At 44.1% G+C, this 24,810-nt stretch carries 35 protein-coding genes, 1 tRNA gene and 1 pseudogene; 9 read left to right on the top strand and 28 right to left on the bottom strand.

Annotation, left to right across the window (positions count from 1 at the left end; translation table 11 throughout):
• The 3 genes from IEN92_RS03265 to IEN92_RS03275 are packed head-to-tail and all read left to right on the top strand — an operon-like array spanning position 1 to position 3,100.
• Entirely contained in the window at positions 1–900 is a 900-nt protein-coding gene (locus IEN92_RS03265; RefSeq protein WP_216160574.1) for a lipid A biosynthesis acyltransferase, read from the top strand.
• A 25-nt stretch (positions 901–925) separates the two neighbouring features.
• On the top strand, positions 926–1,678 hold the full coding sequence (locus IEN92_RS03270) for a metallophosphoesterase (RefSeq protein WP_215374425.1): 753 nt from the start codon (positions 926–928) through the stop codon (positions 1,676–1,678).
• Positions 1,679–1,681: 3 nt separating this feature from the next.
• Complete coding sequence (locus tag IEN92_RS03275; protein WP_216160577.1) at positions 1,682–3,100, top strand: protein kinase; 1,419 nt, start codon at positions 1,682–1,684, stop codon at positions 3,098–3,100.
• Here IEN92_RS03275 and IEN92_RS03280 read toward each other — a convergent pair whose 3' ends face one another.
• Positions 3,101–4,429, bottom strand: a complete 1,329-nt coding sequence (locus tag IEN92_RS03280; RefSeq protein WP_215374431.1) for a dicarboxylate/amino acid:cation symporter — start codon at positions 4,427–4,429, stop codon at positions 3,101–3,103.
• Positions 4,430–4,529: 100 nt separating this feature from the next.
• Between IEN92_RS03280 and IEN92_RS03285 the strand changes: the two genes are divergently transcribed.
• Both IEN92_RS03285 and IEN92_RS03290 read left to right on the top strand, forming a co-directional pair.
• Positions 4,530–5,267 carry a pseudouridine synthase gene (locus IEN92_RS03285; protein WP_215374434.1) on the top strand — a complete coding sequence of 246 codons (738 nt, stop codon included), beginning with the start codon at positions 4,530–4,532 and terminating at the stop codon, positions 5,265–5,267.
• A 56-nt stretch (positions 5,268–5,323) separates the two neighbouring features.
• Positions 5,324–6,952 (top strand): peptide chain release factor 3, encoded by a 1,629-nt coding sequence (locus IEN92_RS03290; RefSeq protein ID WP_215377071.1) that lies wholly within the window; start codon positions 5,324–5,326, stop codon positions 6,950–6,952.
• 7 nt (positions 6,953–6,959) lie between these two features.
• On the opposite strand, the gene IEN92_RS03295 is transcribed toward IEN92_RS03290, so the two are convergent.
• Both IEN92_RS03295 and IEN92_RS03300 read right to left on the bottom strand, forming a co-directional pair.
• Positions 6,960–7,199, bottom strand: a complete 240-nt coding sequence (locus IEN92_RS03295) for a hypothetical protein (RefSeq protein WP_216160580.1) — start codon at positions 7,197–7,199, stop codon at positions 6,960–6,962.
• 23 nt (positions 7,200–7,222) lie between these two features.
• A complete protein-coding gene (locus tag IEN92_RS03300; protein ID WP_216160583.1) occupies positions 7,223–7,456 on the bottom strand; it encodes a DUF2798 domain-containing protein in 234 nt (77 codons plus the stop codon).
• A 168-nt stretch (positions 7,457–7,624) separates the two neighbouring features.
• Here IEN92_RS03300 and IEN92_RS03305 point away from each other — a divergent pair, with 168 nt between their 5' ends.
• Both IEN92_RS03305 and IEN92_RS03310 read left to right on the top strand, forming a co-directional pair.
• Positions 7,625–7,765: a hypothetical protein gene (locus IEN92_RS03305; protein WP_216160586.1), complete on the top strand. Its 141-nt coding sequence runs from the start codon at positions 7,625–7,627 to the stop codon at positions 7,763–7,765.
• Positions 7,766–7,833: 68 nt separating this feature from the next.
• Positions 7,834–8,478: a histidine phosphatase family protein gene (locus tag IEN92_RS03310; RefSeq protein ID WP_216160589.1), complete on the top strand. Its 645-nt coding sequence runs from the start codon at positions 7,834–7,836 to the stop codon at positions 8,476–8,478.
• A gap of 25 nt (positions 8,479–8,503) precedes the next feature.
• Here the strand turns inward: IEN92_RS03310 and IEN92_RS03315 are convergent, their stop codons facing one another.
• From IEN92_RS03315 to IEN92_RS03325, 3 genes are read right to left on the bottom strand one after another with little or no spacing between them, the layout of a single operon-like run.
• A complete protein-coding gene (locus IEN92_RS03315; RefSeq protein ID WP_216160592.1) occupies positions 8,504–9,061 on the bottom strand; it encodes a peroxiredoxin in 558 nt (185 codons plus the stop codon).
• Positions 9,054–9,707, bottom strand: a complete 654-nt coding sequence (locus IEN92_RS03320; protein ID WP_216160594.1) for an MIP/aquaporin family protein — start codon at positions 9,705–9,707, stop codon at positions 9,054–9,056. Before IEN92_RS03320 ends, IEN92_RS03315 begins: the two co-directional genes overlap by 8 nt.
• A 54-nt stretch (positions 9,708–9,761) precedes the next feature.
• Positions 9,762–10,658: a cation diffusion facilitator family transporter gene (locus tag IEN92_RS03325; protein ID WP_216160597.1), complete on the bottom strand. Its 897-nt coding sequence runs from the start codon at positions 10,656–10,658 to the stop codon at positions 9,762–9,764.
• A gap of 90 nt (positions 10,659–10,748) precedes the next feature.
• On the opposite strand from IEN92_RS03325, the gene IEN92_RS03330 reads away from it, so the two are divergent.
• Positions 10,749–11,099, top strand: coding sequence for a DUF3147 family protein (locus tag IEN92_RS03330; protein ID WP_216160600.1), 351 nt, complete (start codon positions 10,749–10,751; stop codon positions 11,097–11,099).
• 4 nt (positions 11,100–11,103) lie between these two features.
• Here IEN92_RS03330 and IEN92_RS03335 read toward each other — a convergent pair whose 3' ends face one another.
• The 5 genes from IEN92_RS03335 to IEN92_RS03355 form a co-directional block, all read right to left on the bottom strand.
• Entirely contained in the window at positions 11,104–11,952 is an 849-nt protein-coding gene (locus IEN92_RS03335; RefSeq protein ID WP_216160603.1) for a lysophospholipid acyltransferase family protein, read from the bottom strand.
• Positions 11,953–11,976: 24 nt separating this feature from the next.
• The gene (locus IEN92_RS03340) at positions 11,977–12,492 is read right to left on the bottom strand and encodes a DUF1003 domain-containing protein (RefSeq protein WP_216160606.1); all 516 of its coding nucleotides are present in this window, start codon (positions 12,490–12,492) and stop codon (positions 11,977–11,979) included.
• Positions 12,493–12,589: 97 nt separating this feature from the next.
• Positions 12,590–13,147 (bottom strand): flavodoxin family protein, encoded by a 558-nt coding sequence (locus IEN92_RS03345; RefSeq protein ID WP_216160609.1) that lies wholly within the window; start codon positions 13,145–13,147, stop codon positions 12,590–12,592.
• 24 nt (positions 13,148–13,171) lie between these two features.
• Entirely contained in the window at positions 13,172–13,582 is a 411-nt protein-coding gene (locus tag IEN92_RS03350) for a DoxX family protein (RefSeq protein WP_216160612.1), read from the bottom strand.
• 17 nt (positions 13,583–13,599) lie between these two features.
• The gene (locus IEN92_RS03355) at positions 13,600–14,025 is read right to left on the bottom strand and encodes a MarR family winged helix-turn-helix transcriptional regulator (protein WP_255539750.1); all 426 of its coding nucleotides are present in this window, start codon (positions 14,023–14,025) and stop codon (positions 13,600–13,602) included.
• Positions 14,026–14,156: 131 nt separating this feature from the next.
• Between IEN92_RS03355 and IEN92_RS03360 the strand changes: the two genes are divergently transcribed.
• Positions 14,157–14,648, top strand: a complete 492-nt coding sequence (locus tag IEN92_RS03360) for a Dps family protein (protein ID WP_216160615.1) — start codon at positions 14,157–14,159, stop codon at positions 14,646–14,648.
• A gap of 76 nt (positions 14,649–14,724) precedes the next feature.
• Here IEN92_RS03360 and IEN92_RS03365 read toward each other — a convergent pair whose 3' ends face one another.
• The 17 genes and pseudogenes from IEN92_RS03365 to IEN92_RS03445 form a co-directional block, all read right to left on the bottom strand.
• Positions 14,725–15,123, bottom strand: coding sequence for an MAPEG family protein (locus IEN92_RS03365; protein ID WP_216160617.1), 399 nt, complete (start codon positions 15,121–15,123; stop codon positions 14,725–14,727).
• A gap of 11 nt (positions 15,124–15,134) precedes the next feature.
• Positions 15,135–15,818: a haloacid dehalogenase type II gene (locus IEN92_RS03370; RefSeq protein WP_216160620.1), complete on the bottom strand. Its 684-nt coding sequence runs from the start codon at positions 15,816–15,818 to the stop codon at positions 15,135–15,137.
• Positions 15,819–15,889: 71 nt separating this feature from the next.
• Positions 15,890–15,997 (bottom strand): annotated as a pseudogene (locus tag IEN92_RS03375) (sodium-dependent bicarbonate transport family permease); the annotation flags it as partial.
• Positions 15,998–16,014: 17 nt separating this feature from the next.
• The gene (locus tag IEN92_RS03380; RefSeq protein ID WP_216160624.1) at positions 16,015–16,404 is read right to left on the bottom strand and encodes a tautomerase family protein; all 390 of its coding nucleotides are present in this window, start codon (positions 16,402–16,404) and stop codon (positions 16,015–16,017) included.
• 67 nt (positions 16,405–16,471) lie between these two features.
• The gene (locus IEN92_RS03385) at positions 16,472–17,749 is read right to left on the bottom strand and encodes an MFS transporter (RefSeq protein ID WP_216160627.1); all 1,278 of its coding nucleotides are present in this window, start codon (positions 17,747–17,749) and stop codon (positions 16,472–16,474) included.
• Between the two features lie 107 nt (positions 17,750–17,856).
• Entirely contained in the window at positions 17,857–18,366 is a 510-nt protein-coding gene (locus tag IEN92_RS03390; RefSeq protein WP_216160630.1) for a hypothetical protein, read from the bottom strand.
• A gap of 61 nt (positions 18,367–18,427) precedes the next feature.
• On the bottom strand, positions 18,428–18,793 hold the full coding sequence (locus IEN92_RS03395; RefSeq protein ID WP_071467002.1) for a hypothetical protein: 366 nt from the start codon (positions 18,791–18,793) through the stop codon (positions 18,428–18,430).
• Positions 18,794–19,158: 365 nt separating this feature from the next.
• Positions 19,159–20,193 (bottom strand): helix-turn-helix domain-containing protein, encoded by a 1,035-nt coding sequence (locus tag IEN92_RS03400; RefSeq protein ID WP_216160633.1) that lies wholly within the window; start codon positions 20,191–20,193, stop codon positions 19,159–19,161.
• A gap of 7 nt (positions 20,194–20,200) precedes the next feature.
• Positions 20,201–20,344 (bottom strand): hypothetical protein, encoded by a 144-nt coding sequence (locus IEN92_RS03405; RefSeq protein ID WP_216160636.1) that lies wholly within the window; start codon positions 20,342–20,344, stop codon positions 20,201–20,203.
• 145 nt (positions 20,345–20,489) lie between these two features.
• Positions 20,490–20,807, bottom strand: a complete 318-nt coding sequence (locus IEN92_RS03410; RefSeq protein ID WP_216130863.1) for a RodZ family helix-turn-helix domain-containing protein — start codon at positions 20,805–20,807, stop codon at positions 20,490–20,492.
• Between the two features lie 135 nt (positions 20,808–20,942).
• The gene (locus IEN92_RS03415) at positions 20,943–21,119 is read right to left on the bottom strand and encodes a hypothetical protein (protein ID WP_216160639.1); all 177 of its coding nucleotides are present in this window, start codon (positions 21,117–21,119) and stop codon (positions 20,943–20,945) included.
• Positions 21,120–21,209: 90 nt separating this feature from the next.
• A complete protein-coding gene (locus IEN92_RS03420; protein WP_216152637.1) occupies positions 21,210–21,740 on the bottom strand; it encodes a YeeE/YedE thiosulfate transporter family protein in 531 nt (176 codons plus the stop codon).
• Positions 21,741–21,742: 2 nt separating this feature from the next.
• Positions 21,743–22,297, bottom strand: a complete 555-nt coding sequence (locus IEN92_RS03425) for a YeeE/YedE thiosulfate transporter family protein (RefSeq protein WP_216160642.1) — start codon at positions 22,295–22,297, stop codon at positions 21,743–21,745.
• Between the two features lie 45 nt (positions 22,298–22,342).
• Complete coding sequence (locus tag IEN92_RS03430) at positions 22,343–22,555, bottom strand: DUF2892 domain-containing protein (RefSeq protein ID WP_112318537.1); 213 nt, start codon at positions 22,553–22,555, stop codon at positions 22,343–22,345.
• 96 nt (positions 22,556–22,651) lie between these two features.
• Positions 22,652–23,368 (bottom strand): Crp/Fnr family transcriptional regulator, encoded by a 717-nt coding sequence (locus IEN92_RS03435; RefSeq protein WP_215279283.1) that lies wholly within the window; start codon positions 23,366–23,368, stop codon positions 22,652–22,654.
• Positions 23,369–23,777: 409 nt separating this feature from the next.
• On the bottom strand, positions 23,778–24,533 hold the full coding sequence (locus IEN92_RS03440; protein WP_216160645.1) for a class I SAM-dependent methyltransferase: 756 nt from the start codon (positions 24,531–24,533) through the stop codon (positions 23,778–23,780).
• Positions 24,534–24,726: 193 nt separating this feature from the next.
• Positions 24,727–24,802, bottom strand: a tRNA-Phe gene (locus tag IEN92_RS03445).
• Positions 24,803–24,810: the final 8 nt, after the last annotated feature.

Here is a 24,810-nt window from a genome sequence, read left to right on the forward strand (position 1 = left end):
TTGCTCAGATCTTTGCTTAATCATCTTCTTGTTGCTTTTCTAAAGCTACTTTCCCTACTACCCTATAAGCTGCTAGTTGCCATTGGCTATGGCTTGGGGTTTATTGCTGCGCATATTCCTGGAGACAGAAACCAGGTAGTCAAGACTAATTTGCATTTGTGTTTTCCAAAATTAAGTACTGAAGAGATCGGCCGCCTTAGTAAAGAACACTGGCGCCTGCTGGGCAGAAGCTTGGTGGAGAAAAGTATTATTTGGATGGGTAGTAGCAAGCAGCTCAGCGATATGATTGAAGTGAAATCTGCCGTAGACCTTGCAAGTAAAAAGCCGCGTATCCTCGTCAATATGCACTTCACTGGCATTGAAGGCAGCATTATTCTAAGCGCCCTCGCAAAGCAAGAACACTGGCCTCGTACTTCGGGCTTTTTTCAGCGTATGAAGAATCCATTCTTTAATAAAAAAATTATTGAGTGGCGTAATCGCTTTGGTGGAAATTCAATTGATCGCCAAGGAAACACGAAAGAAATTATTCGCGAAATTCGCAATGGCGATTTCATCATCATCGCACCAGACATTGATCTCGGCATCAAAGATTCCGAGTTTGTCCCTTTCTTTGGAATTGAAACAAATACCATCACTGCAGTTTCGCGGTTAGCAAAAATCACTGGGGCAGATGTGTGTTTGATGACTACCACTTTAAAAGCGGATGAGTCTGGTTATCTTTGCGAAATCAGCAAACCCTTAGAAAATTTTCCAGGGCCAGATCCGATAGCTGACACGGCCCGGTTAAATCAATACTTTGAGACTGAAATCCGACTGCGCCCAGCCGAATACTATTGGGTCCATAAGCGCTTTAAAAATCCACCAAGCAATCAAGCTAACCCCTATAACCCTTCTATCTAATACCCTTTTGACCTATCATTAAGGGATGACAGAACGCATTGGGCTATTTGCCGATCTTCACAGTAATTTAGAGGCTTACGAGGCCTGCATGGCCAGGGCCGAAGAGCTTGGAGTAACCCGCATGGCTTTCTTAGGCGATATCGTTGGCTATAACGCAGATCCTGCAGGCATCATTGAGCGTATCGCTGACTTAGTAGACGCCAAAAAAGCGCTTGCCATATTGGGGAATCATGACGAAGCAATCTTTAAAGATTGCAGTATGAAAATGAACCCTAATGCCAATGCTGCAATTGAGTGGACTAAGACCCAGCTCAATGATAGTCATATCGAATTTCTAAAAAACCTCCCGCTGATCATAAATGAAGAGAAGATTTGCTTTGCGCATGCATCTGCTCACAATCCTGCTGACTGGAACTATGTCACGGATAGCATGAGTGCTTGGTACTGTGCCCAGAGTTCAGGCAAAAGCTATACCTTTGTAGGTCATGCGCACGAGCAAGCCCTCTTTTATCAAAGCGCCGTTGGCAAGCTCATTCGCTTTGCCCCTCATCCTGGCGATGAAATTCCAGTGCTCCCACATCGCCAGTGGGTCGGTGTTGTCGGGTCACTGGGCCAACCTAGAGACGGCAATCCTGAGGCATGTTTTGCGGTCTTTGAACCAGAAACTGAAGTGCTTACTTTTCATCGCACACCATACGATCATTTTGCTGCGGCAGATAAAGTGCGTCGCGCGGGATTGCCAGAAGAATTAGCCAATCGCTTGATCACTGGCAAATAAGCCATGCCGATTAATACGAATATTGAAGCGGTAGATGACATCTTTCAAGAAGGTAAAGTTGTCGATGGCTTTACCCTGGGAAAAGAAGTGCATCGCGGTGGAATGGCTAGCCTATTCTCTGCTACCAAGGAAGGTATTGATGTCCCGATTCTGTTAAAGATCCCCAGGGTAGGAAGAGATCAACCTGTTGAGAGCTTGATTGGTTTTGAAACCGAACTCACCATTTTGCGTTCCCTCAAAAGCCCTTATGTACCGAAGTTTCTGGGTGCCGGCAATATGGCAACTCGCCCCTACATTGCCATGGAAAGAGTTGCAGGCCGGCCATTAGAAGATCTTATTAAAGAAGGAAAATTATTTACCGTTGACGAGGTTGTACGCATTGGAGCAGATCTCGCACAAGCGGTGCAATCACTCCATTCACAGGATGCTATTCACCTGGATATCAAGCCAGAAAACATTCTGATTGATGAACAAGGCAAATTAATCCTCATCGATTTTGGTCTCTCGCATCATGCGCGTTACCCAGATTTGCTTGCGGAAGAGATGCGCAAGGGTATTGGCTCTGCTCCATATATCTCTCCAGAACAGGTTGCAGGTATTCGCTCGGACTCACGAAGCGATATCTACTCCATCGGCGTCATCATGTATGAATTGCTCACTGGTGAGTTGCCATTTGGCAATCCTCAAACCATGAGCGGCCTGCGAAGACGGATGTGGGCAAAGCCTTTTCCTCCGCGGGCAATTCGCCGAGAAATTCCGCGCTGGCTCCAAGAAGTCGTGCTGCGCTGTATAGAGCCGCGGGCCGCAGATCGCTATCAAAGTGCAACACAATTACGCCAGGCACTCAGAGATCCAGAGGGAATTAGGATTACAGAGCGTGGTGAGCGAGTAGAGCCTCCCAGCTTTTGGGAAAACCTGAAGGGAATGTTTAAAGCTGCTGGCTACGAACCTTCTCCCAGCCCACGTCCGAGTATGGGTAACTATGATGCGCCGCTGATGATTGCAGCGATTGATACCAGACAATCAGATGAAGATTTACGCGAACGCATGCAAAGCACCGCCAAAAATCTCTTGCAAGCCTATCCTGAAAGTCGCTTGGTGTGCTTAAGTACTATTGCAAGCACCCCAACCTACGAAGGTAATCACGAAAGTGAAACAGCCAGTGGAATTGTGCGTGGGCACCTAGTTCAATTGATGGATTGGGCGAAGCCTCTGAAGCTTCCACCAGAAAGAATTTCTTATCATGTACTAGAAGCGATGGACCCCGCGTCACGCATTGTGGAGTTTGCCAAGGACAATGATGCCTCACTGATTTTGATCGGCGCCTCCCACAAGCTCCCAAATAAAGTCGCTCCGTGGAGAACCTCTATGACGAAAATCGTAGAAGAGGCCCCCTGCAGCGTTCACATTGTGAGAACTTGATTAACGCATTTTTTCTTCTTTTTGATCCAACAAGTATTCAGGATCCTGCGCTTCAATCCAGCCATCTCTGTTTAAGGCGCTAGACAACTGTTTCTCATCTAGCTCGCCTGTCCACTTTGCAACAACGATAGTTGCAACGCCATTACCAACTAAGTTGGTCAAAGCACGTGCTTCAGACATAAAACGGTCGATGCCTAAAATAATTGCAAGGCCTGCTACAGGCACATTACCCACTGCAGATAATGTTGCTGCCAATACAATGAATCCGCTGCCCGTAATACCTGCGGCACCTTTTGAGGTCAGCAATAAAACCAGCAAAAGAGTGACCTGCTGAAAAATAGTCATGGGGGTATCAGTCGCCTGCGCAATGAATACTGCAGCCATTGTTAAATAGATTGAGGTGCCATCCAGATTAAATGAATACCCTGTTGGAATAACCAAGCCTACGCAACTTTTCTTGGCTCCCAAAAGCTCCATCTTCTCCATCATGCGTGGCAAAACTGATTCGGAGGATGAGGTACCTAAAACAATTAAAAGCTCTTCCTTGATATAGCGCACAAACTTGAAAATGCTAAATCCATTTAAGCGCGCGATGATCCCTAAAACAATAAAGACAAACAGTAAGCAGGTGATGTAGAAGGCACCCATCAGCTTGCCTAGAGAAAATAATGAGCTGACGCCATACTTACCAATCGTAAAGGCCATTGCCCCAAAAGCGCCGATTGGTGCAAATTTCATGATGATGCCAATGATGTCAAAAAGAACATGTGAGGTTTTTTCAATCAAGTCAAACACCATCGTTCCACGACCGCCAAATCTATGTAACGCAAAACCAAATAACACTGCAATAAAGAGCACTTGCAAAATTTCACCCTTCGCAAATGCGTCAACGGCTGTACTCGGAATAATGTTGAGTAAAAATTCAGTCGTTGTGGCCATTTTTCCTGGGCCAGTGTAAGCAGCAATCCCTTTAGTATCTAAGCTCGCTGGATCAATGTTCATACCGACACCGGGCTGTAGAACATTCACTACAACCAGTCCCACGATCAAGGCAATCGTGCTCACGATTTCAAAATACAGAAGGGCAATGCCGCCTGTCTTGCCAACTTTTTTCATGTCTTCCATGCCGGCAATACCAACCACAACCGTACAAAAAATAATGGGCGCAATTAACATCTTGATGCCTTTAATAAAGGCATCCCCAAAAGGCTTCATATCAACGCCTAAGGAAGGATAGAAATGGCCCAGTAAAACACCCAAAACGACTGCTACCAGCACCTGAAAATAGAGAATTTTATAAATTGGTGGTTTTTTCAAACTAGCAGTCATTTTGTTTTTCCTTGTTCAATTTGGATGACTTTTGCAGTTTAGCGAATATCTAATATTGCCCTGCACCATTTAAATCCCGTCTTTAACGGATAATGTAGCCATGGAAGAAAAAGTACGTGTTTCTAAACTGCTCTCAGAACTGGGATTATGTTCACGCCGCGAGGCAGATGCCTATATTGAGCAAGGCTTAGTCACCGTTGATGGTGAGGTAGTCAATGAGCTTGGTGTTCGTGCATATCGGCATCAAAAGATTGAATTACAGTCTGGAGCCAAAGTACAACAGGCTTCTCGAGTAACCGTGATTTTGAATAAGCCAGTAGGCTATATCTCTCACTACGATGATGAGCAAGAGTATCAACCTGCTGCCTCCTTAATCACCCCAGATAATTACTTCGGCAGTCCACTGGATAAGGGCCGCAGCCCGCGCTTTAATACCAAAGGACTAGCTCCTGCAGGTAGGTTAGATATTGACTCTACTGGCATGCTGGTACTGACCCAAGATGGGCGCATTGCTAAATTGCTGATCGGAGAAAACAGTCCGATTGAAAAAGAATATTTGGTGCGAGTGGAAGGGGCACTCTCATTTGAAGATCTTGATCGTTTAAAGCATGGCCTCTCGCTGGATGGCGTTGCACTCAAACCAGCACAAGTGAGTTGGCAAAATGAAGATCAGTTACGTTTTGTATTGCGCGAAGGTCGTAAGCGCCAAATTCGCAGAATGTGTGAGATGGTAGGCCTCAAAGTCATTGGCCTGAAGCGCGTCAGAATGGGTCGTATCTCATTGGGCCCATTGCCCCCAGGCCAATGGCGATTTGTTAGGGCGGATGAGCAATTCTGAAGAAGCTTGCCCGCTTATAATTGCGTCCGAACCACACTAATCAGCGCAGAATTACCATCGAAACCACTACCTCCAGTACCCCAGGCGCAGAAGTATTACGACGTCGCAGCTTTGCCATCATCTCTCACCCAGATGCAGGAAAAACTACGCTTACTGAAAAACTACTACTCTATGCAGGGGCGATTCAGATTGCGGGGAGCGTAAAGGCTCGTAAAGCCAGTCGACATGCAACTTCAGACTGGATGGAAATTGAAAAGCAACGCGGCATTTCTGTAGCAAGCTCAGTCATGCAGATGGAATATCGTGACTGCATCATTAATCTCTTAGATACTCCGGGCCACCAAGACTTCTCCGAGGATACCTACCGTGTATTAACGGCTGTTGACTCTGCATTAATGGTCATTGATGCTGCCAACGGCGTTGAATCACAAACCCTTCGTTTACTTGAAGTATGTCGTGCTCGCAACACGCCAATTGTGACCTTCATTAATAAGATGGATCGCGAGGTTAAGCCTCCCATGGAATTAATGGATGAAATTGAAACCGCCCTAGGTATTGAAGTTGTGCCATTTACTTGGCCAGTAGGTATGGGCAAATCCTTTGCCGGCGTGATTGATATTGCCAATATGCGTATGCGTATGTTCAAGGCGGGCGAAGATCGTGTTACGGAAGACTCTCATGCAGTTGTCGATATCAATGATCCTGCCCTTAGAGAGCGTCTTGGATCTGATCTTGAAAACGCCTTAGCAGAAGTCGAGCTTATCAAAGAAGCGATGCCTGCTTTTGACCGCGAGGCCTTCTTGGCAGGCCGACAATCGCCCGTCTTCTTTGGCTCAGCGATTAACAATTTCGGGGTTCGAGAAATTCTGAATACGCTTGTTGAGCTGGCACCTTCACCAGGTTCACGCAAAGCATTGCAACGCGAAGTAAGTCCGTCTGAAAATAAATTCTCAGCAGTAGTGTTTAAGATTCAAGCGAATATGGATCCCGCCCATCGCGATCGCGTAGCATTTTTACGAATTTGCTCTGGTCACTTTCAGCGCGGCATGAAGCTCAAGATTTGTCGTAACGCAAAAGAAGTGCGCACCAATAATGCTTTGTCTTTTCTTTCGCAAAGACGCGATATTTTGGATGAAGCGTTTCCAGGAGATATTATTGGTCTGCCAAATCATGGCCTACTTCGCCTGGGTGACACCCTAACAGAGGGCGAGCAACTTCAATTTACTGGCCTACCTTTTTTTGCGCCTGAAATTTTTCGCATGGTTGAATCTGCCGATCCTTTGCGATCTAAACAACTGAGAACTGGCCTGATGCAATTAGGTGAAGAAGGCGCTATTCAGGTATTCCGCCCTATGTCTGGTGGCACGATGCTACTTGGCGCTTTTGGACAGCTGCAATTCGAAGTAGTGAGTCACCGCCTCCAAACTGAATATGGGGCAGAAGTACGTTTGTTGCCTGCACGCTATAGCTTAGCGCGCTGGGTCAGCTCAGATGACCCCGTAGCATTAAAAAAGTTCACTCAAGAAAACATTCACCGCATGGCAGAAGATGTTGTGGGCGCATCAGTTTTTTTGGCTTCCCATAAGTCGGAGTTAGATGTAGCACAACAGCGCTGGGAATCGATTCAATTCCACGCGCTCAGAGAACATGCCGGATTAATCTACCAGTCGGATCTGGCAGGCTAATTGATTGCTATTGTTTTTGTGGGTACTTGCAGTCAAAAACAGCAACCAACTGTGTGTCACTATTTCTGAAAGTGGCAACCTTACCGTATTGCGCACAATAAGCATTAGCGTTTTGGGTTAACTGTGCAATAGACTCGCCATTACTATTCAGATAGGTCACGTGATTGGCATCTGATGCGTCTGTATAGACTGCAGCACACCCACTGAGGCTAATGATGCAGAGAATGCTAGGTAGATAAGCCTTCATATAAAACCTTCCTGATGCCTTAGTTATTTACTGTGAATGATTTTTTCTAATAATGCAGCCGTTATCCTGCTAGCGAATGGACGATAAAGCAATATACAGACGATTGCCACTGGATATGCTACCAACCAAACCTCAAGCCAAACTAAAAAGAAGTTTTCTACAGGCCCCACACGCACAAAAGTAGTTGCAAGGGTAATGCTCACTGACATCAGAAAGCCCATTACCAAAGAAAAAAGGATGTTTGCAAGATTAATCATGCCTTAATCATAGCGCCTGAACATTGAAGCTGTTATTCTGAACTGTGATCACTATTGTGCGCCCTAGACAGGGGAATCTTTGAACTTGCTTCTAGGATTCATCATTCCATTACTCTAGGAAACTTCATGGCTGTAGGCCAAAACCAAAGAAACAGAAAAAACGACCCCATGCTCACCAAAACAGGAAAAGCGCGCCTTGGGCCACTGAACGTTACACAGCTCAATAAATTACTTGAGACCAGTACAAAACCAAAAGATAAAGACAAGATTTTAAGAGCGCTTAGCAAATACGCTATCGCTGCTGCATAAATTCCAAGCCCCGCACCAACGGGGCTTTTTTACATCCTAAGTTTTGTTGAGGGCTTTATCATTGACCCATGACTACAACCCGCTTTTGCTTAGTGCGCCATGGAGAAACTGATTGGAATGTCGAGCGTCGCCTACAGGGTCATACTGATATTGAGTTAAATGCTTCCGGATTAGAGCAGGCCTCCCAAATGGCTCAAGCCCTGAAAGAGATGAATTTGCAGTTCGATGTGCTTTACACCAGCGACCTGCAGCGAGCTAGGCAAACGGCTAAAGCCATTGAAAACTTATATCCAGTTACCGCGATCACAAATAGCGCCCTTAGAGAACGTCATCTTGGCGCCCTGCAAGGCTTAAGCTTGAACGATGCTCCCCTAGTAGAGCCAGAGCTGTGGAAGATTCATTTGAGCAGGGACCTCTATCACGATATGCGTGGCGGAGAAAGTATTGTGCAATTTGCAGAGCGCATCCGATGCGCGCTAGAGGAGCTTAGACAAAAACATGTCGGCAAAACTATTTTGTTAGTTAGTCATGGGGGCGCATTAGACATGATGTATCGAGTGGCTAGCAATCAAGCCTTGGAGGCCGACAAAGCCGTTACAGTCCCCAATGCATCGCTCAATTGGATTAGCCATGATGGCAGTTCATGGAAGGTTGAGCGCTGGGCAGATACTAGTCATCTCCAAAAAAACGCTCTGGACAATTTAGATCTTTAAATCCATCTCTGATTAAATCAACTTTTTAGCAGTGATTTTTTAAGAAGTTGACAACCCAAGGTGCATCGCTATCGCTTGGAAAGATGGGATAGTGCACGCCAATGATCACACCATCGTTTGCAATCAGAGTGACACGCTTGAGTAAGGTCATTCCGCTAGCAACAAAGGTGGGCATATTCAAAGCCCGCTGAAATTGATAGTCTGCATCACTGACCACTGGAAAAGGTAAATGCAACCTATCGGCCATCTCTTTTTGATATTCAGTAGTTTGTACGCTCAAGCCAATGACTTGTGCACCAAGCGACTGAAGCTCCTGATAGTGATCCCTAAAGGCACAACTTTGTGGGGTGCAACCCCTTGCTCCAGGGATTTGATCCCAGCCGTCAGGGAGAGCGACATTAGGCTGCCCTGTCATGGGGTAACAGTAAATAACCAATTTGCCCTTGATCACACCTAGCGCAATGTCCTTGCCACTTGTCGAGCCCAAGGAGATATGCGGCAGCTGCATTCCAATCAGGTGGTCAGTAGATCCATCATCTTGTGGGATAGGAAGATCGCTTGGAAGTTGGTTCAGATTAGTCATTCGTTTTTTTGTATTGAAGTGCGGCTAAGGTCATCAATAGAAGTGTTGCTAAGAGCTCGGCAATTACAAAGCCTGGAACATCGCTTGGCGAGATACCAACAAAGGTATTCGTAAAACTTCTGGCTAAAGCCACCGCAGGATTAGCAAAAAAAGTGGAGGAAGTAAACCAGTAGCCAGCCGTCACCGTTAGTGCTACCAACATCGGCACACGATCCTTGGCCTCTTGATCACCTATTCGAATCACTGAGAGCAAAATCAGCGTAGAGATAAATTCACTTAACCAAATACCTGAACCCGCCCTACTCTTCTCAGATGTTTCAATGATTGCCAGACCAAACATATAGTGGGTTATCCATATTCCTAGGATTGCTCCGCTGAATTGACACGCCCAGTAGCCAAGCATCTTGCTGAAGTCAAGATGTCCGAGCTTCCAGAACATTAAGCTGACCACTGGATTAAAGTGTGCGCCTGAAATTGGACCGAGTAAGCAAATAAGAACATAAAGACCAGCGCCGGTAGCAATGCTATTGCCTAGTAGAGCAACTGCTGCATTGCCGCCACCCAATGCCTCGCCCATGATCCCAGAGCCAGTCACTATAGCAAGCAGTAAGGCGGTACCAATAAACTCAGAAAAATAGGTTTTCATAGGATAAGAATATAGCGTAGAGATAAAAAGCTCCCAAGTCTAAACCCAGCTTATTCAAATAGGATCAATATGGGTCATTACATTTAAAACGGGTAACTCTTTCATGATTTGATTTCTGGCTGCCAGGGCAATATCGTGCCCTATTTGAACGCTTGAATTAGCATCTACTTCAATATGAACATCCACCAAGATCATGTCACCCATCTTACGCGTGCGTAGATCATGAAAGCCTCTAACACCTGCTGTCGATTGAATAATTTCTTCAATTCTTTGATGCTCCTCAACGGATACCGCCCTGTCCATCAAATCATTCAAGGCATCCCAACTAAACTGCCATCCCGTCTTAGCAACCATTAAGCCCACGACTAATGCGCCTACCGAGTCTAAGATGGGATAGCCAAAGAGAGCGCCCACAATGCCAACAGAAACTACCAAAGAAGAGGCTGCATCTGATCGCGCATGCCAAGCATTTGCCACCAACATTGAAGACCGAACGCGTTCAGCGACAGCCAACATATATCTAAAGAGCAACTCTTTAGCAGCCAAGCAACCTAATGCAACATATAAAGCAATGATCTGAATTTGCCCAGCGGGTACAGGATCGATAATCTTTTCGCCAGCTTTCCACAGCATTCCAACACCAACAGCTAATAAAGATACGCCTAAAAATAATGACGCAGCGGTTTCATATCGTTGATGTCCATAGTGATGATCATCATCCGCCTCTTTGGCGCTATGTTGATTCGCAAATAGCACAACAAAATCAGCCACTAAATCTGTGAGTGAGTGGATGCCGTCTGCAATCAAGCCTTGCGAGCCAGATAAAAGGCCCGCTGATACCTGAGATATCGTTAGGCAAATATTGACTGCCACGCTAACCAAGGTGCTTTTCTTGGCTGCTTGTTGTTTATCAGACGTTTCGAGCTCGTGATCTTCGATTGTTTTATCCATTAGCTGATACTAACAAACCCAAAAGAAGCCATTATGTCGTTTTGGCAATCTTTCTATAATGGGGCTACTAACCCGCACCCAAAGGCTCAAATGACTTGGATCATTACTAAATACTTACTCACCGCGGGAATGGTTGTATTCATATCCGAGGTAGCCAAACGAAGCGATAGGCTTGGTGGCTTTATTGCTGCACTGCCTTTGATGACTCTACTGACTCTCGTTTGGTTGTTTGTAGAGAATCAGCCAGAAGAAAAAATAGCCAATCACGCCTACTACACATTTTGGTATGTCATTCCAACGCTGCCAATGTTTTTGCTCTTTCCTTATTTGCTTCCACGCATTGGATTTTGGTTCACCATGGGTGCCAGTGTCATAGTGACCATCATCTGCTATGGGCTATTCGCATTGCTGATGAAAAACTTTAGTGTTGAGTTGCTGTAGAAAACTATCCGATTGGTAAGGCTTGAGATCCTGCTGGAGTTTTGTATCGGTTATATGACCACATGTATTGATGTGGTTTAGCAATAATCATGTCTTCAAAGTATTGATTCATGAGGGTGCAGGCCTCGGTTGTGCAAGTAGGAAAAACCTCTGACATCAGCTGGCTCTTAATAGACCACCCCTTACCAAGACCAAGCCTTTCTGCGCTCACGAATAATGTGGCGACTTTTGTTTGCCTGGCTAGCTTTGCTGGAAATGATGTGGTGTATGCATATTGATTAAAAAATTTGGCCCAAACACCATCACCCACATTCGGCACCTGGTCTGCCAATATGCCAACCACCTCGCCGTGGACCAAAGCTCGTTTGACTTTTCTGACTCCGCCCAAATTCGCTTCAACAAATTCCATTTCAGCGTGTTGTCGAGATTTGAGCATCAACTGATTAACCCAGGATTTTTTGGCAGGGCGATACATTACCGTTGCCTTCATGTGCTCTGCAAAAATACGGGGCACGATTTCAAATCCGCCTAAATGGGAGGCAAGAATAATTAATCCTTTTCCATTTTTTGACAGGTCAACAATTTGATCTAAATTTTGTACCGTTGCTTTATTGAGAGCTGAATTGGGATGTCGCCAAATCCAAAGCGTATCTGCAAAAATCATCCCTGATTCAGCAGCCACCCTCCATGGCGTAAAAGAAAAGCCGGCATACTTTGCTGCACTGGCATGATTTTTATTTAGACGCCCCCTATATTTAGGGGAGCACAGAAAAACCAAGATGCCGACTCCGGCCCCAAAAACCTGGAGAACTGCCAAGGGCAGGGAGCTAAACAACCTTAAGATGAAATGCATTGGCCATTGTAGGCTCCAATAGTGTTACTTGCGGTATACATCTAATTTCTCGCTCAGAGCCTCTACTGCTTTAGCAAGGGCATAGAGCTCCTTTTCTTTCATGGCATCTATCTTTTGATGCAGTAATTCAATTTCTAGCTCTGCCTTTACATTGACCTCAAAGTCATTATTAGCATGTTGGCGATCAATCTCTGAGAGCCGATTTTGGCTCATCATGATTGCAGGAGCAGTATATGCAGCCTGAAACGACAGCATCAAATTCAAGAGAATAAAAGGATAGGGATCCCAAGAATTTGCATTGCTTATCGAGTTATAGATAATCCAGGCAGATATACACAGACTTTGGATGATGATGAATTTCCAAGATCCCACAGTCTTTGCAACCGCATCTGATATTTTTTGGCCAACCGTCAATGAGCCAGCTGGTTGCTCAATATGTTCAGAAATTTTGCTGGGGAGTCCCGCTCGATGTCTTCTGCGGTGGGCGCGGAGAGCCTCTAAGACTTTTAGCTCTTGATTATTGGGTGCGGTAATGGCCATAGTAATCCTCCTGGTGTGCTCTCTACACTCTACGCCCTATAAATGAAAACCACCCGAAGGTGGTTTAGTCCATCAACAAAAGGCTCAAATTACTTCATTACGCCTTATGAAACTCGCTCGTAATTTTGGCAATTCTTTCGCCGTAGAGACGCGCCGTTTCTAGGTCGCCTGAGTTCACTTCATCTGCACTGGCATCTGACGGCGTTGTCATCATTGCACCAGCGGATGAGCCAACATAGTTCACATCATCCCGCTTGGCTGACTTGGCATTAGAGGGCATTAATCCTGTGCCCACCCAAATACCAGAATGCTGCATTGCTAAGGTAAAGAAGTAATGCAAGGTTGAGTGCTTGTCGCCATTCATGGTTGCCGAATTGGTAAAGCCGCCAAACACCTTATCTTTCCATTGCTGTGTAAACCAGGCTTTTGAACTTGCATCGGCAAATTTTTTGAATTGCCAGCTTACTGAGCCCATATATGTTGGTGAACCAAAGACAATCGCGTGAGCATCGTTCAATATTGCCCATTGCTCATCAGTCAAATTACCCTCTGCATCAATGGCTACCAGAACCCCTTTAGCGCCATTAGCTAGGGCCTCCGCCTGTTTCACGGTATGGCCATAACCACTATGGAATACAACGGCTACTTTAGTCATTTCATTTTCCTTATCAATAGATCATTATTTGCTTGCTTTAAGGCCATCGATACTAAATTTACCGGCACCTGCTGATGCCAAAATTAACAAACCGCCCATTACGGCAATGTTCTTAAAGAACAGAAGTTGGGCAATAAATGCTGCGTCGACTGGCGCCGCCCAAAAGGCATGGCCCGTAATTGCCGCAGCCAGGGTAAACAAAGCCATAAGACTTGCCACTACCCTGGTTTTATATCCAACAAGCAAGGCAATACTTCCGCCAATCTCAATAATGATCGTTGCCACCAATGCAAATACTGGGGCCGGGATTCCGAGGGAGGCAAAGTAAGCAATGGTTCCCTCAAATCCAGCTAGCTTCGCTAGGCCCGCCGGCAAAAATAGTGTTGCAACAAGTACTCGCCCAATTAAATTGAGTAGATTTTGATAGGTGTTCATACAATTCCTTTTAGTAGTTAATTAAATGCTGCTTTGATAGTTTTTAATGCGCTTACTGCTTTTTCGATCTCTTTTTTGCTTAATTTTCCAAATGTCTTTTCTAGATGCTTAAGGTGTTCAGGAAATACTTTCTGAAACAGCTTTTCACCCGTGGACGTGAGTCTAATTTTGTAACTCCGACCATCCGCCTCATTGGGGACTCTTGCAATAAGGCCTTTAGATTCCAATCTTTCCAGCACCCCCGTCATGGTTCCCTTCAAGATGAGCGTCTTTTCGCCTAGCTCTTTACAGGTCATAGGGGGTTGATTGCCCAATGTCGCCAAAATATCAAATTGGGTAACTGTTAAGCCCAACTTCTTTACATGGCTTGCGGAATGTCCTTCAAATGCCTGATAAGTGGTAGCTAACCCCTTGATTAAAGCCAAATAACCCATATGCTGCATCCCTCATATAGTCTGTATGCGTACTATATTAGTACGAATTCGTACTAATTACAACTAGAATTTGAAAACGTGGCAGTATTAAAGTTGATATGAATACCGTATCCATTGCTATTTCCAATCAAGGAGAAATTATGAGCAGCAAATTCACCAACACCGCTATAGATATTGGAATTAACGAAAAAGACCGCAAGGCCATTGCACAAGGGTTGTCAGCGCTTTTAGCCGATAGCTATTCCTTATATTTAATGACTCATAACTTTCATTGGAACGTGAAAGGGCCAATGTTTAACACCCTGCACACCATGTTTATGGCTCAATACACAGAGCAGTGGGCAGCTTTAGATTTAATTGCAGAGCGCATTCGAGCGCTTGGAGAACCTGCCCCCGGAACCTATAAGGAGTTTGCAAAGCTGACCTCTATTAAAGAGGTTGAAGGAACTCCTAAAGCAATGGATATGGTCAAGCATCTTGTTAAGGCGCAAGAGGCTACTGCAAGAACTGCTCGCAAACTATTCCCTTTGGTAGAAAAGGCCAATGATCAACCCACAGCAGATTTGCTCACTCAACGACAAGATATTCATGAGAAAACCGCATGGATGCTCAGAAGCTTGTTAGAAGAATAATTCTTCAGATCTGTAAAGAAAATGGCCCACTTGGTGGGCCATTTTTGTTTCTTAGAAGCTTGGACTATGGTGACTTTTAACCAAGCAGCCTATATGCAGACCAGCCCAGATTCAAAATCACTAGCGCTATTAGCGTATTGAATGTGAACTGCATTCCAAGCACTCTTTTGCTGAAGTCTGGTGGAGGCGTATTCATTCCCACAGCATGAATCAAGCGGCCAATGATTAAGGTGGCGCCCGGAATAGCGACCAACCACCAGGGTGCACCATTGAGCTCGAGACAGGCCAGCAAAATAATCCCAAAAGGCACGTATTCAGCGAAATTTCCTTGAGCCCGAATTGCCCTCTCTAGATTGTCATGACCGCCAGTTCCTAAACCTACTTTGTTTTTTCTTCTCAGCCCAATCACAGCAAAAGAGAGTCTAATAAAAATGATGGTTAAAACAGCGGCAATGATGGATGTAATTAGTAGCATTCGTGTGGACCTTAAATCACTTCTAAGACTTTGCTTAAAGAGTTGCCTACATAGTTTGGTTGCTCGCCAATCTCTTCATAAGGGTGGCCCAAACGATTCACCCAAAACACGTCAAAGCCATACCACTTGGCGGCCAGGGCGTCCCAAGCATTACTGGAGACAAAGAGAATTTCTGCTTTCTTGACTGGGAATGCTTTCAATAAAAGTTCATAGGCCTGAGGGGCAGTTTTAAATAAACGCACATCCTCAATCGTGACAACTTTATCTAGATAAGACTGTAGGCCGTTGCTCTGAACAACAGTGGCTAACATCTCTCTACTACCGTTCGACAAGATTGCTGTAGACAAACCTTTTTCTTTAATTGATTGGAGTACGCTTAAGCTATCTTCAAAGCTTGTTAGCTTGGCATACTGATCCATCAGACGTTTCTCATATTCCAGCGTGAGATTTAAGTTCATTCGCTTACAAACATACCGCAATGAACGGATAGTTAAATCCCAAAATGGAAGATAGTGCTTGCTTCCGCTGGGATTAGGGTCACTCATCGTCACGAGGCGGGTGTACTCAATTTGACGATCACGCCACATCAGAGCAAAGGCCTGGCCATTACCGGGAAATAGTTCTTCTGCCAGCTGCCCCATAGAGTAAACATCAAATAATGTGCCATAGGCATCAAAGGCAATCAGCTTATACATATCGTCTCCTACTTTTATTATGAATTTCTATTGTCCCTTAAAACAATATTGATTAAAGAGATAGGTCTTTCTTAGTAAGTGAGGCCTGCAACATAGGCGTATAAGGGAATTCCAAAAATGATGTTGAAGGGAAATGTAATTCCCAATGACATACCCATGTATAGGGCAAGATTTACTTCGGGAAGAGCATAGAGACTTAAACCTTATCGGCATAGTGCATCTCGCCATTACCAAAAGACCAATTTTCTTTATTCACTTCAAGTAAATTAATAAAAATATCTTGGGGCCGAACACCAAGGGCGTTTACTAGTGAGTCGCAAATAGCCCTATACAGATTCTTTTTAAGCTCAATCGACCTACCAAAACTGATGGTCGCCTGAATAAAAATAATCCCTTCTGAATATTCAATTCCTAAATAACTTTGCGGAATGTTGAATTCGCTTGAATCATGTCTCGTAATAATTTGAAATTTATCATCATTAGGAACATTGATTTGCTCACGCATCACCTGATAAACAATCTCGCCAACCTCCTGAGCAAAGCTCTCAGAGTGTTTTTTACTAAGATCGATTCTGACTAATGGCATTGCTATTCTCCCGAGTGTCTTCTCGCTTTCACAGATCTAATGATTCATACCAAATCGGCAGCAAAGATTATTCTTTAGCCTTAACGATGCCTTTATAAATTAAGGCTGTAGCAATCAATCCCATGCCGCCTGCCATTGCCATCCAATATCCTGGCGAAGCTTTATTGCCTGTAGTCTCAATCAACCAAGTGCATACCAGTGGTGTAAATCCGCCAAATATAGCGGTGGCCAAGCTATACGCAAGAGAAAATCCCGTAGTTCTGATTTGAATTGGAATGATCTCTGTTAACGCAACCACTGTGGCGCCGTTATAGCTGGCATATAAGAATGAGAGCCACAGTTCTACTACCAACATATGTTCATAACTTGGGTTTGCCACTAGCCAATTCAAGGCAGGGTAAGCGGTCAACAATGCCAATCCAGAAAACAAAGCCATGATGGGCCATCGTCCAATTCTGTCAGATAGTGCGCCCATCACTGGTAGCCAGATGAAATTTGATAAGCCCACAAAGAGCGTAATCAGCAAGCTATCAATGATTGAGAGCTGCATCACGCTCTTGCCAAATGTCGGCGTATAAACGGTAATCAAATAAAAAGACACCGTGGTCATAACAATCAACATCATGCCCGCAACCACCAAGCGCCAATTGAGTGTTAATGACTTCATCACCTCTTTAAAACTAGGGTGGTGTTTTTTAGCCAGAAATTCTTGCGTCTCTTGCAATGAGCGGCGAATCTGAAACACAATCGGGATAATCATGCAGCCAATAAAGAATGGGATACGCCATCCCCAATCTGCAATCACTTCCTTACTCATAGATTCATTCAGGAAATAGCCCAATGCAGCTGAGAAAATGATGGCGACTTGCTGGCTGGCAGACTGCCAGCTGACATAAAACCCTTTATGACCAGGTGTCGCCATTTCAGAAAGGTAAACCGATACGCCACCCAGCTCGACGCCAGCTGAAAAGCCTTGAAGCAAGCGGCCCACAAGCACTAACAAGGGGGCAAACAAACCAATCGTTGCATAGCTTGGAATGAAGGCAACCATTGCGGTACCGGTAGCCATAATTCCAAGAGTCAGGACTAAACCTTTGCGACGACCAATGCGGTCAATATAACCGCCGAGCAGTAGCGCGCCTAATGGACGCATTAAAAATCCCGCGCCAAAAGTAGCAAAAGTGAGCATTAAAGATGCGTATTCACTTTCAGATGGGAAGAACGCTTTGGAGATGTAGGTGGCATAAAAACCAAATAGGAAGAAGTCATACATCTCTATAAAGTTTCCACTGGTGACTCTAATCACTGTGGAAAATTTAGATTGCGGTTTAGCGATAGTGGTCATTTCAACCTTTGCTGTATTTATTTAAATGAAGTGCTTATTGTCAATATACCTAGATTTGCTTTTCTGCGGGTGAAATCCACTAGGGCCAAGAATATCTAACCCAAGCTTTACATGGAAAACAATAGTCCTACAGAAACTCCGGCCGATCTATCCGCCCCACCGCTAGTTCCATAGGCATAACTTGGGCTCAAATACCAACCAAGCTTTTTAGTTGTCCAAAACATAAAGTCTGCAACAAAGGCCACGCCTGATTGCAGGCTGTTGCCAGGTGAGCTGGTTTTCCTCCATATGGCAGGCCCAAGACCAACGCCAAGCTCGACATCTTGCGCCAATTCAAAAGGCTTTTTAAAGATTATTTGAGCGCCAAGTTCTTTTGGATTAGAGGTACTCAAATACTGTGTTCCAAGCTCAATTTCTAATTGATGCTCAATCGCAGTAAATTCAAATGCTAGTGCTGTACCGTAGGCCTTTGAGCCATCAACCGTGCTTTTCTCCATTGCGGGACCTACCAACAAAATCAACGAATGGTCATCCATTGACTCTTCCGCATTTACTACTGCGCTATAAATACTGGAGACTAAAGCCAAGGCAAACAAAACAACTTTGATCGCTTTCATATAAAACCCTAAACAAATGTGTGATGCTCAATCGCAATAGATTGAGTACGGAGCTATTTGTTTAAGCGCTTCTGGGCGGATACTCGATGAAAGCAGGAAAAGATTGAATCAGAAAAATTGGCTCAGAAAAAATATGGCCAGAGGAGTGAATTACCACTTGCCCGCCCTCGAAGCTCACCATCCCTATTACTGAAATATGATGACATTGATGGTCACTAGAGTGCTCATCCAAATCACTAGAGCCCGCTTGAACCTGATGATCATCGTGGGCTATTTGAAATAAGCCATTGCTAGATTGATCATCATTCCAAGCAATTTGGACCACACCTTCCTGAGCTTGATGTGATTGCTCGTGAGCCATCCCGAACACAGGCATAAAAGCTGTATTGAATAAAAAGATGAGGGTGGCAATAGACATCAAACGCATAGCTTGATTCTAAGTGAATCTAATTAGTCGAACCGCAAATGAAAAAACCACCCGAAGGTGGTTTTGGTGTTTCTTGGTGGCCCGGGGCGGAATCGAACCACCGACACAAGGATTTTCAACCCGTTCAGCTTGACCGATTTCGCTTTTCAATCATCTGGTTCTCCCACCATGCGAAAACTTTGTTCACAAAATCAACATGTCCTTTGTATGGGATTGATTTGAAAGAAGTATTTGACCGACACAAGGAGTGCGGTAGTTAATGCGTCGGTCAAGAGGGTTGACTGGCGCAGGGATGGAGCATCCTTGGAGTGCTCGACACCGCTACATGAAGCGTCCTTTAAAAGGACAGTTTATTCAGCGTCTATTTAATCGACACTTCGCTCCACAAGTGTTATCGCCTTTTTAGATAAATCTGCTTTGACCTTATATCCTTGGTAAAAAATATCAAATTGGTCAAGGTTATTTGAAGCCAACTTAAATGGGGCTTTTCCATAAAAACTGGCACCAGCATTTTGAGCTAAATCTCTTTTTTGCTGATTACCGTCTGCGTCTTCAAAACATATTGAGGCTTCAGATTTACTTTGTACATAGACTTGATTGCCAATCTTGCTTGCTATAGTGGGGGTATGTTTTTCAGGGTTAGAAAACAATCCCGAACACTCTGCAATCGTGGTGACCGCTTTAGCTGTTGGCTTTGGTACTTCTTTTGGAGCAATAGCTTCTGAGGGTGGCGCCTTGGTTACTTCTACTTCCTCAGCATCTTTAATATCTTCAACCTGATTTGGCTCTGAAGGCTCTATTGGTAAAGCTGAAGTAGCCGAGGGATAAATCTTTGTCTCTTTAGAGTGATGATTGTATTGAACAACCACAAAGACTAAAGCTACAGCACTACCAAGATATATAAGAAATTTGGAATATGAGATCGTCTTTTGCCGATTCTTATCATTATCCGTTTTAGCTGTAGCAATGACTTCTTCTAGATGGGTAGTAATAGAGCTTACTTTTTCTAATTCCGCACTCATTTCTTTTTTTAATTTTGAGGCTTTTTTTGGCTCGGCGTTAGAAAGAGAAACGATTTTGGGGGGTTGCTCTAACTCAGTTTTGGGGTCCTCAATTAATTCTGTTTTTGCTGTCTCTGGAAAATGAAATGGAATTTGTTGGCTGTCATTAGTTTTTTTCTTTTCAAAAGCCTCTTCATCTGAAAGTCCTAATATCTTGGCAACCTTTTTGGCACTTTGAAATTTGATTGCCGCCGTATAAAAACTCTTATTGCCACCATTTTCTATTTGTTCAATTTGATTTTGCGAAAGAGTGGCCTTACTTGCTAATTCGGAAAAAGATAGCCCTTGTGCCTCTCTAGCTTTTTTAAAATTCTTTCCTAGAATATTTGGAATGGCCATACACTTCTCATTCCTTGGCGGCTGAAAATATCAGGGGATCTATTGGGTAGGTCTTAGCACCAATATCTGACAAATCAAAAGCTTTAACCTCACCACCATCTTCTTGATAACTTAAGATGGTTGCATTGCGATATATGCTGAGAACGTCCAAGCAGGCATCTCTTAATGTGTCAGAATCTATGCGAATTGTTGAAATCGGGCTATCAGCTGATTTATTAACCCTAAAACGGATCTTCCAATACATAACAAATTAATCTTTATTTAAGACTGGTCTGAGCCACATTAAATTTAGACAACTAGGAACGCTTGATTAAAAAGCTGGGTATATGACGATCTAATAGAGCTTCGACATCTCTTGTTGGCGCCATTGATTGAGCTTCGCTAAGAGTATTGATGTCGATATTTAATGCCTGAGCATAAACATTGGAATAACTCAAGATTTTTTCTAAGTTACTCTCAAAAGCAAAAAGATTGCCATTCTCGATATGAACTAACTGGGCAACGCTAAGCCCACATTGTTTAGATATGTTTTGAAGATTAGCTCTCTGAGATTCACGAGAGCTTCTCAATAATTTACCAATTTGCTTGGCTGAGCGAATATCGATTAGAGACACAATGAACCAAAATAAAGAATAGGCTCAAATTTATAAGTGGTTTATGACACAGGCATGACAAATTATGTCGTTTTAAACGACATTGAAGATTGCTCGAATGTGAAATAGTTTTGTTCTCTAAATAACATTTTTGACTTAATGCTCTTTATGTTTCTTGCCCAGCCTCTCGGGTTTGCCATTGCCATAAAGACACCACTGCTTAATTTCTTCGGTGAGCTGTTCAATATCCTTCATCTTCAGATTTCTAAAGTCTTCAAGCCCAATAGACCCAGTCTGTCTTAATTTCTCTAGAGCTTCTTTTAATGCCTTCATATGAGTTTTAGATAATGCCGAATTTGTCGTTTAAAACGACATCGCGAGTTAAGGCGTAGCGAGAGCCAACTACAAAGCTCTAGCATACCTTCAAAGTCCTTTTTTCTCAAACCAGCGAAACATACCAAGAGTAATCAACGCGAATACTACGGCAACAACCCATTGATTAACGCCAAGAGTCTCGGGTAATCCAATCTTTCCTAAGTCGGCCCAAGCAAGCACCGTTGATTTAAAGAATGGATACATTTGGGCATAAATTCCTGCGCCAACTACCATGCCAATAACTCCAAAGATTGCAGTCCAGCGACCTTCACCCACTGCGCCTACTGAGGTGCCAGGACAATAGCCCAAGACTGCCCAACCTACCCCAAACAATGCGCCGCCCACCAAAATGCCACCAACATTCATTGCTTTAAGGCTCAATGTAATAAGCCCCATCTCATGCAAAGCCAAGATGCCAAACATTCCGACAACAATAGCTGAGAGCATAAATTTAAAAATCGTCATGTCTTTTAATAACAATGCGGCAACTTGCTTGTCATAGCGTAGAACACGCCCTTTTTGTAATAAGAAACCAAAGATAACGCCAGTTGCTAATCCTAATAGTTGATCTATAGACATGATTAGCTTGCCTTTCTGTACATGAGGTTTGCGACGATGACGCCAAAACCAAAGAACATGGCTAATGCGACAAAAGAGCTTACTGATAACTGCATCATGCCGCTCAGTCCATGTCCACTAGGACAGCCATCGGCTAAGCGAGCGCCAATCATTGCCACGATGCCACCAACAAAAGCAAATACAGCACGCTTTGGAACTGAAGAGCCAAAACGTTTTTCCCATAATGGTGGCAAGCTTTCTAACTTAAAACTGCCATCCATTTTTGAGGAAAGCAATGCGCCAAAGAAGATGCCAATCACCATGAGAAATTGCCAATCAATGACAACCTTTTCTTTTACGTAATAAACATTTTGTGCAACATAGCTAGGGTCTACCACTTGAACTGCTAGACCTGCCGCGCGAACAAAAGTAGTTGATGCTCCTAAGTAGGTGGACTTGCCCATATAAACGGTAGTCAGATAGACAGAAACGATAGCCAGCACTCCAACTAAGGCACCTGCCAAATAGGGACTCCACCCTTTAGACCTAGATGCTCTGGTTTGTTCTGGATTGATCATCTTGGATCCTTATCATTGATTTGCTTTTAAGCTGTTGGCAAAAGATTACTTAGAACAACTGCCATTGCTACAGCCAGCGCCGCAAGAATTAATGCCCAAGATTGGATACAGTGGGCAGAACTTAAATAAGCCAGTGGTCAGCGGAACAATGCCAATCCAGCCCCATGCACCAACCACATTGCTTGCGGCTAAACCAACTAAGACCAGTCCAACAGAGATGCGTAGTACGCGATCGATACGGCCAACATTACATTTCATATAACCCCCACATAGATAAGATCTGTTGATACTGATTGAGTCTATGCCTATCTGGGGGGAGGCTTTTGATCTAGATCATTAAATGCGATAGAAAGACTAAATTCCCTTTTCAGAGAAGTTACGCAATGTGTCGATATTGGGAATTTGTACGGAAAGACGGGTAATTTTGCTAATTAAGCCTTGATCAGCCATGGATGCCAAAGCCCTGCTAATCGTCTCAAATTTGACATCCATCATCAAACCCATGTCTTCGCGCTTAAACAGCGGCGCAATGGCAAAGGATCCCGATTGTTTAGCTAACTTTAAAAGGAAGCGGGCAAGACGCACCTCGATTCTTCCGGTATTAATCTCCGAGAACCATGATTCTGATTGGGATAATGCTTCGCCCCATTTCTTAACAATTTGACGATGAAGTCTTGGAGACTCCTCGCCTAAAGAAGAAATAATTGATTTAGGGATTTTGCATAAATGAACATTTGTAAGGGCAACTGCAGAATGCTCATAACGCTCGCCCAATAAAGCCTCCATGCCAAATAGATTTCCTGGCATTACCACCCTAATAATTCTGCTAGAGCCATCTGGGTTGACATGCAGTAATTTGATATAACCCTCTCGAAGGGTATAAAGATCTTGTGCAGTATCTCCTTGTGCATAAATGCTGGAGTAAGCTTCAAAGCTCAAATCATCTATCGGACTATGAATCTTTGAAAAGTCTTCTTCATTGAGTTCAGCAAATAATGCAGAACTCCTAATAGAGCATGCCTCACAATTACTATTGCCCTTCCATGCACTTTTGATTTCTATGGTCTTCATTGGCTTTATTAAGTGGGCATTTAGACTCGAATGTTAAGAGCCTATTTTACAGTTTTGTCGTTTTAAACGACATCGAATGACACAGGGATGTCTAATTGATTCGTCCTTTTAAAGGACAGTTCATGATGGGGATATCCGAGACCAATGGCGCCTAACCCTGCCAAGCCACCAAAGAAAATAGCCCAACAAGTGGGCTATTAAGATTCTTGGTGGCCCGGGGCGGAATCGAACCACCGACACAAGGATTTTCAAATATCCTCCGATAGACCGCTTTCGCTTTGATTTCAAGGGCTTGAGCCACCAGTCTCGACTTATCTAAAAATTGTGCGTCCTTGTGCCGGTCAAATTTAGCAATGAAATCAGAATCTTGCGAGGGGCAATTTTTCTGTGCGTACAGATTGTGTATCTGTCAGCATGTGCCCACCAGAATAGTAATGGGAACCTCGTAATGAATTTCATTTCCCCTTCGATGAACATTGACCCCCATACGATCCTCAATCAGCTCATCAGCGAACATCTTTCTGATCTTGTCCTCATCGCCCCCTTTGGGAAACGAGGCTTTTATCTGTTGCTCTAATTCAATTTCTACTTTGTAGTTGGCTGTCTCAATACTCTTTAATGATGATGTCTTAAATACCTCTCCCATTTCGGAGTGGGTTAAAGCATGAACATGGGATGGGTCTCTAATCAGCTCGAGAGCATCATATTTCTCAACCTTATCAGCTGGTAAGACCACATCGGCCACCAATACTTTGCCACCGGGCTTACAGACTCTAATCATTTCAGCCAATACGGCTTTGGGATTTTCAAAGTGGTGAAATGAATAGCGAGTCACTACAGTTGAAAAGCTGTGATCAGGAAACGGCAAAGCAGTCACATCGCCAATCTTCCATTCCACATTGTCCAAATGATTTTCTTGTTGACGCTTCTTCGCCTGCTCGATCATGGCTGGCGTAATGTCAATTCCAGTTACGTGCTTGGCGTGCCTGGCAAACTCACAAGCAACGATGCCTGGACCACAAGCCAAATCTAATACTGTTGAATCTTGGCTCGCACCTGAGAACTCAATCAGCATATTGATCGAGTCTGAATGTCCAGGCACCTGAGTAAATGGAACAGCTTGTAATGAAAACTGCTCAACTATTCTTTCGTTATGTGTAGTCATGATTTCTCCAGCAATACGGATGCTTAAAGTATAGGCATAGTTTTAATATGACCACCACAAGGATGTCAAATTGGTTTGTCGTTTTAAACGACATTCCGAGTCAAGGGGAAAGTTGGATGGGCTAGGGAAATGGTGCCAGACCGCGGCTAACACTAGAGATTCTATGGCCCACTTCTAATGTTCGGAGAATTCTTGGTGGCCCGGGGCGGAATCGAACCACCGACACAAGGATTTTCAATCCTCTGCTCTACCGACTGAGCTACCAGGCCAAGACTTG

It is taken from the genome of Polynucleobacter sp. MWH-Creno-3A4 (genome assembly GCF_018881885.1).
Lineage (GTDB): Bacteria > Pseudomonadota > Gammaproteobacteria > Burkholderiales > Burkholderiaceae > Polynucleobacter.